This is a genomic window from Kitasatospora sp. NPDC001309 (genome assembly GCF_042896295.1).
Classification (GTDB): Bacteria; Actinomycetota; Actinomycetes; order Streptomycetales; family Streptomycetaceae; genus Kitasatospora.
The window spans coordinates 1-4,664 of the sequence record NZ_JBIAXC010000101.1; the positions used below are offsets into that span (position 1 = coordinate 1).

A 4,664-nucleotide genomic window follows, 5' to 3' on the forward strand; every position below is an offset into this window, starting at 1 on the left:
ACCCCTTCCCACGCCTGGCCCCCGTTCCGAGTCGAACCCCCGTCAACCGCCGCGCACGGTGCGCGACTTCATGGCAGACGCTACTACGGGACGGGGTCCCGCCACGCCCGCTGCAACACCTCTGCAACACGAACCGCGCGCCGACCGCCCGAACGGGTGGTGTCCTCGGTGTTCCTCAGGCGAGTTGGGAGGCCAGGCCCGTGGTCAGCAGCGTGAGGCCCGCGGCGAACGTGGCGTCGGGGCCGGGGTGTTCGGTCTGCCACTGCACGAGGAGCGGGAAGTGCGCCGGGTCCGGGCCGGCGGCTTCGCCGGTGGGGGCGGGCTCCTGTTGCTCCTGGAGGACGAATCCGATGACGTAGCTGGTCACCGCGTGCCCCAGCACTGCTGCTTGGGTCGGTGTGAGTCCCTGTGTGCTCATCAGGGCCAGGCCGTCCTCCAGGGACCTGAGCGTCGCCGTTCCGGGGACGAGGTGTCCCGACACCAGCCGCGCGCCGTCGCGGCGTCCCAGCAGTGCCCGGCGCAGCCGGTGCGCGAACGCCTCGGTGTGCTCCGCCCAACTGCCCGGCTTCGTCTCTGCCTCCGCCTCCGCACCCTCGCCTTTGCCCGTCACGGGTGCGGAGAAGGCCGGGGCCACGACGGTGTCCGCCATGGCCGTCAGGAGCTCCTGCTTGCTGCGGACGTGCCAGTACAGCGCCCCGGGGGCCACGCCCAGGCGTTCGGTCAGCGCCCGGGTGGTCAGTCGCTCGAGCCCGACCTCGTCGAGCAGGTCCAGTGCGGCGGCGATGACGTCATTGCGGTGCAGCGCCATGGTGTCGGCGGGCTCCTTCCGGCGGGAAAGCTTGGGGGCAGGGGGACTTGAGCTTAGCTCAGGTCATCTGCCTATGATCGACCTGAGCGATGCTCAAGTGGCTTCGGGCCTTCCGGGCTCTCGGGCTTCGGGCTTTCGGGTTTCGGGCGAGCAGACATGGAGGCGTGGCATGGGTGAGTACGTGAACGTCGGCGGACATCGCACCTGGTGCGAGATCCAGGGCGAGGGTGACCCCGTCGTCCTGCTGCACGGGGGAGGGGTGACCGCCGACAGCTGGTGGGGCCAGATCCCGGCCCTTGCCGCGCACTTCCGCGTCCACGCCCCCGAACGCCGCGGCCACGGCCGCACCCCCGACGTCGAGGGCCCCGTCACCAGCGACCTGATGGCCGGTGACCTCATCGCCCTCCTGGAGACCCTCGGCACCGGCCCCGTCCACCTGGTCGGCTGGAGTGCGGGCGCGACCGTCGCCCTGCGGACGGCGCTGCGCCGTGCCGATCTGGTCCGTTCCCTGGTCCTCATCAGCGGAGGTGTCAGCCGTGCGGGTTCCACCGACGCCGACGCCGCGATCCTCGACGACACCGCGCCTCTGGAGGCCATGCTCCGCCCCCAGTACGAGCCGCTGTCCCCGGACGGCCCGGCCCACTTCCCCGTGGTCTTCGCCAAGTGGCTGGCCATGTGGCGGGAGGAACCCGACATCGGCTTCGCCGCCCTGGCCGACCTGCCCATGCCCCTGCTGGTGATGCAGGGCGACGACGACGGCGTGCGCATCTGCCACAGCGCCGCCCTGGCCGGAACCGCCCCCCACGGCCAACTCGCCGTCCTGCCCGGCACTTCCCACACCGCCCCGCTGGAGAAGCCCGACCTCGTCAACCGCCTCCTGCTCGACTTCCTCACCCAACCCGGCCCGCCCGCCAGGCAGTTCGCGCTCGGCGCCCTCGCCCAGGCGGCCCGCGACCACGCCTGACCGCCCCGGGGCCCGCGCCCGGTGATGCGGGCCCGGGGTGCGCGGGGTCAGGTGGTGTGGATGCCCTGGCCCGGGGTCAGGATCCCCGCCGGGTCGAAGCGCCGCTTGGCCCGCGTCACCCGCTCCCACAGCCCTCCGTAGTGTGCCTGCCAGTCGGCGCCGCTCATGCCGGGTACCGCGCCGATGAGGTAGCGCTTCCCGCCGAGCTGCACGGCCCGCTCGTACAGGCGCCGGTTGCGCTCCAGCATGGCGGCGGTGTCGGCGCCCGGCGCGGGGAAGGCGAGCAGGTCGAAGTGCCAGCCGACGGGGGCATCGGGCAGGACGGCCAGCGGCGTCGCCACCTTCGCCCGCGTGTACGGGTAGAACAGCAGCAGCCCCGCCCCCAGGTCGGCGGCCGTCAACTGCTCGGCGGCCTCCCGCATGAACACCCCTGCCGTGGCGGCGGGCAGGAACAGGCTCAGCCACGGCTTCGGCAGCCCCCAGAAACCGGCCGAGCGCAGGTACCCCGCGAAGGCGTCGACCCGGAACGCGTACTCGCGCCAGCCCTGCTCCACCACGGTCGTCTCGCCCGGCACCGGGTTCAGGCCGGTCAGCAGCGCCTGGCGGTCCGCCGGCCGGTCCGCCGGCCCGTACGCCACCAACTCGGCGGTGAAGCGCCAGCGCTGTCCGTCCGCGCTGCGCACGACGTTGCCGACCTGGAGGTCGAAACGCCCGTCGGCGAGCACTTTCTGCTGGTCGGCCAGGTAGGCGTCCAGGTCGTCGTAGGCCAGGGTGAAGACGGTGGACCGCGCCGGGGCGGGTACCAGCGCCAGCGTCGCCCGGACGATGATCCCCGCCTGCCCGCCGCCGGCCAGCACCGCCTCGAACAACTCCCGGTTGCGCCCGCGCGAGGCGGTCACCAGCTCACCGGTGCCGGTGACCACCTGGAGTTCGCGCACCGTGTCGGTCTGCAGGCCGTGGTGCTGCACCGCCCCGCCGATGCCGCCCACGCTGAGCGTCCCGCCCACCGACAGGTGGAGGTAGTCCGTCAGCACGGGCGGCACCCAGCCCTTGGCCAGGCCCGCATCGACCAGTTGTGCCCAGGTGGCGCCGGTCTCCACGACGGCCTCACCGGGCCGTATCGAGATGACCCGGTTCAGGCCGCGGGCGTCGATCGCGATGCCGCCGAGCGGGTTGGCCTGGCCGTAGTTGGAGTGCGACTCCAGGGAGGCCGTTCCCTGCGCGGCCGCGTCCCCGCTCTGCCCGTTGACGGCCACCGGGACACGATGGCGCCGGGCGAAGGCGACCACCTTCTGCACGTCGCGCACCGAGCCGGGGCGCAGCACCGCGCGGGGCGCGCGGGTGACCAGGTGCCCGAAGTCGGTGGAGAACCGCTCCAGGCCCTCGCCCTGCTGCAGCGTCACCGCCCCGTCCAGGGCGGGCAGTTCGGCGACGTCCGCGCCGGGAGTGGTGGCCCAGGCATGGGCAGTGGTGCTCCACCCGACGACGGCGGCGCCGGCACCGGCGATCAGGGCGCGGCGGGACAGGCCTGACCTGCTCATCTCAGGGTTCTCCGATCAGTCGTCAAATAGGGATTGTTGTACCGCAACCATCCCGCGACCACCTACCCGGCTCGTGCGGACCGTGCTGCCTCGTCGTCCGAACCCTGTCACGCGGACGGGGACGCCGGTGGCGCGCCCGTCACCCGGATCTTGTCACCCGGATCTTGTCACCCGGACCCTGTCACCTGGTGGGCTGGGCACCGCGCCAGGCACCCCACCGGAACGTCACCGCTCCACGTTCAGGCGGCGCATGGGCGGGCGATCGAGCACCTCGATGGACATGATCCGGTCGTCCACGACGTCCAGGACCAGCATGCCTTTCGAAGGCAGGAGCGGCACACACCGATGGCCGGGACCGTACGGCTGCCCCCGCGGATGCTCCGCCGTGCGGATGCTCTGGCAGAAGTCGTCACCACAGCCACACTCGCCGACCAGCCGAACATCCCTGACGCTGACGGCCAGGCCATCTTCTCCCTCACTCTCCAGGAGGGCACTCAGCTCGTCGACGAGGCCGGGGAAGACATCGCGAAGGAGGGGATGCTCCGGTTCCATGGGGTGAGGGTAGCCGGAGTGATCAGCTGTGTGTTCAGCTGCGGGGGAGTCAGCCCAGGACGCCGGTCAGGGCGTGGAGGAGTACGGCGTCGAACCGGTCGCGAGGATCGTCGGGCGGGGAGGCGGCGAGCAGGGCGGTGATGCGGGGGTGGCTTCCCGCAGCGGCGACGTGGTGGAGGTAGGCGGCGGTGCGGCGCGTGGCGCCGGTGTCCGCGGCAGCCGTTTCGTTCTGGACGAACAGCGCGGTCAGGCCGCTGAGGAGGGCGAAGGCCTCGAGTTTGCGGGCGTGGGCGGCCGGGTGGTCGGCGAGCACGTCGAGCACGTGCTCCAGGAGGTCGATCCCGTGGGGGCCGAGGGTGGGGCGGCTCATGACCATGGCGGGCAGCCAGGGGTGACGGCGCATGATCTGCCGGGCCTGACGGGCGACGGCGAGCAGGTCGGCCTGCCAGTCGCCGGTGGGGGCGGGCAGGTCGTAGTCGCTCGCGGTGCTGTCGGTCATCAGGTCGAGCAGGTCGTCGCGGGTGGCCACGTAGCGGTAGAGCGAGGCGGCGCCGGTGCCCAGGGCGGATGCGACGCGGCGCATGGAGACCGCCTCCAGGCCCTCACGGTCGGCCAGTTCCACCGCGGCCGCGGTGATCTCGGCGCGGCTGCGTTCGGCCGGCCTGCCCGCCGCCAGGATCAGCCACCATCTGGTCTTCGCCGGGCCGCCCGGCACCGGCAAGACCACCGTCGCCCGCCTCTACGGCGCCCTGCTCGCCGAACTCGGCGTCCTGCCCACCGGCCAGCTCGTCGAGACCGC

At 72.7% G+C, this 4,664-nt stretch carries 5 protein-coding genes and 1 pseudogene; 2 read left to right on the forward strand and 4 right to left on the reverse strand.

The window, feature by feature from the left end:
• Positions 1 to 175: 175 nt before the first annotated feature.
• Positions 176 to 808, reverse strand: a complete 633-nt coding sequence (locus ACFY2K_RS43355; protein ID WP_387718634.1) for a TetR/AcrR family transcriptional regulator C-terminal domain-containing protein — start codon at positions 806 to 808, stop codon at positions 176 to 178.
• Positions 809 to 977: 169 nt separating this feature from the next.
• Between ACFY2K_RS43355 and ACFY2K_RS43360 the strand changes: the two genes are divergently transcribed.
• The gene (locus ACFY2K_RS43360) at positions 978 to 1,772 is read left to right on the forward strand and encodes an alpha/beta fold hydrolase (RefSeq protein ID WP_387718637.1); all 795 of its coding nucleotides are present in this window, start codon (positions 978 to 980) and stop codon (positions 1,770 to 1,772) included.
• A 47-nt stretch (positions 1,773 to 1,819) separates the two neighbouring features.
• Here the strand turns inward: ACFY2K_RS43360 and ACFY2K_RS43365 are convergent, their stop codons facing one another.
• The 3 genes from ACFY2K_RS43365 to ACFY2K_RS43375 all read right to left on the reverse strand — a co-directional run bounded on the left by ACFY2K_RS43365 (position 1,820) and on the right by ACFY2K_RS43375 (position 4,448).
• Positions 1,820 to 3,313: an FAD-binding protein gene (locus ACFY2K_RS43365; protein WP_387718640.1), complete on the reverse strand. Its 1,494-nt coding sequence runs from the start codon at positions 3,311 to 3,313 to the stop codon at positions 1,820 to 1,822.
• 225 nt (positions 3,314 to 3,538) lie between these two features.
• Positions 3,539 to 3,865, reverse strand: coding sequence for a hypothetical protein (locus tag ACFY2K_RS43370; protein ID WP_380595120.1), 327 nt, complete (start codon positions 3,863 to 3,865; stop codon positions 3,539 to 3,541).
• A 49-nt stretch (positions 3,866 to 3,914) separates the two neighbouring features.
• Positions 3,915 to 4,448 carry a TetR/AcrR family transcriptional regulator C-terminal domain-containing protein gene (locus ACFY2K_RS43375; protein ID WP_387718644.1) on the reverse strand — a complete coding sequence of 178 codons (534 nt, stop codon included), beginning with the start codon at positions 4,446 to 4,448 and terminating at the stop codon, positions 3,915 to 3,917.
• Between the two features lie 61 nt (positions 4,449 to 4,509).
• Here ACFY2K_RS43375 and ACFY2K_RS43380 point away from each other — a divergent pair.
• Positions 4,510 to 4,664 (forward strand): annotated as a pseudogene (locus tag ACFY2K_RS43380) (ATP-binding protein); the annotation flags it as partial.

Excerpts from the sequence above, each read along its gene's own strand:
- ACFY2K_RS43355 (WP_387718634.1), bottom strand. The coding sequence starts at position 808 with ATGGCGCTGCACCGCAATGACGTCATCGCCGCCGCACTGGACCTGCTC.
- ACFY2K_RS43360 (WP_387718637.1), top strand. The coding sequence starts at position 978 with ATGGGTGAGTACGTGAACGTCGGCGGACATCGCACCTGGTGCGAGATC.
- ACFY2K_RS43365 (WP_387718640.1), bottom strand. The coding sequence starts at position 3,313 with ATGAGCAGGTCAGGCCTGTCCCGCCGCGCCCTGATCGCCGGTGCCGGC.
- ACFY2K_RS43370 (WP_380595120.1), bottom strand. The coding sequence starts at position 3,865 with ATGGAACCGGAGCATCCCCTCCTTCGCGATGTCTTCCCCGGCCTCGTC.
- ACFY2K_RS43375 (WP_387718644.1), bottom strand. The coding sequence starts at position 4,448 with ATGCGCCGCGTCGCATCCGCCCTGGGCACCGGCGCCGCCTCGCTCTAC.